This window comes from Mesorhizobium sp. P3_A2 (assembly GCF_056403115.1).
This window is the reverse complement of the sequence record NZ_JBFUGC010000045.1, coordinates 1-1265: the sequence shown is the minus strand read 5'-3', so window position 1 is coordinate 1265 and position 1265 is coordinate 1. Positions and strand designations below refer to the sequence as shown.

Genomic DNA, 1265 nt, shown 5'->3' with positions numbered 1-1265 from the left:
CCGACGGCCTAATTGGCGACCTTTCGCTTTTAAGCGAGGCGGAGCGGGGGCGTTGGCTTGAGGATTGCGGCTGCGTTCGCGATTACCCGCGCGGTCACGTTGTCGAGCTTTTTGGCGAGCAGGCTCGGCTGACGCCGGACGCGATCGCGGTGCGCGGTGCGGGGGAGACGGTCTCCTATGGGGAGCTTGACCGGCGCTCGGATCGGCTGGCGCAGGCGCTGCGGCGGCGCGGGGTGGAGCGGGAGCGGATCGTAGCGTTGGTCGGGGAGCGCGGCGTCGGTTTCGTAACAGCGATGCTGGCGGTGTGGAAGGCGGGCGGGGCCTATCTGCCGATCCTGCCGGACGAACCGCGGCGCGCGGAAATGCTGGACTCGGCGCATCTGGTTCTGGCTTGGGGCGAGGCCGTCGCCTCCTGGCGGGACTGCGGCGTGGCGGTGGTGGATCGCGCAGCGCTGGAGCGCGAGAGCGGGATCGATGCGGCGCTGGGACGAAGCGGCGAGGGCGCGCTGGCCTATGTGCTCTACACCTCGGGCTCGACGGGGCGGCCGAAGGGCGCGCTGATCGAGCAGCGCGGGATGGTCAACCACCTTTACGCCAAGATTGAAGCGCTCGGCCTGACGTCGCGCGACGTGGTGGCGCAGACGGCAACGCAGAGCTTCGACATTTCGGTTTGGCAATGTCTGGCGGCGCTGCTGGCGGGCGGTCAGGTCGCTGTCATCGGCGAGGAGGAGGCGCGCGACCCGGCGCGGCTTTGGCGGGCGGTGGCGCGGGACGGGGTCACGGTGCTGGAGACGGTGCCGCTGATGCTGGAGGCGCTGCTGGGCTGCGAAGGCCCGGCGGGCGGTCTGAGGTGGATGATTCCGACGGGCGAAGCCCTGGCGCCGGAGCTGTGCCGGCGCTGGCTGCAGCGCCACCCTGAGATCCCGGTGATGAACGCCTACGGGCCGACGGAATGCTCGGACGACGTGACGCATCACGTCGCGCGCACGGCGCCGGAGGCGGGTCTGCTGCACATGCCGATCGGGCGTCCGATCGGCAACTTGCGGGCCTATGTTCTGGACGAGGGGCTGGACCCGGTCGGACCGGGGATGGCGGGGGAGCTTTACATTGGCGGGGCCGGGGTTTGCCGGGGCTATCTGGGGCGGGCGGACCTGACGGCGGAGCGTTTCCTTCCCGACCCCTACGGGGCGGCGGGGGAGCGGATGTACCGGACGGGGGACCGGGCGCGGCGGCGTGGCGACGGGGAACTGGTCTATCTGGGCCGG

At 71.1% G+C, this 1265-nt stretch carries 1 protein-coding gene; it reads left to right on the top strand.

Going from position 1 to position 1265, the window contains the following annotated elements; translation table 11 throughout:
* A partial coding sequence (locus AC1DXM_RS31910; RefSeq protein ID WP_477239531.1) for an amino acid adenylation domain-containing protein occupies nt 1-1265 on the top strand: 1265 nt, incomplete at both ends.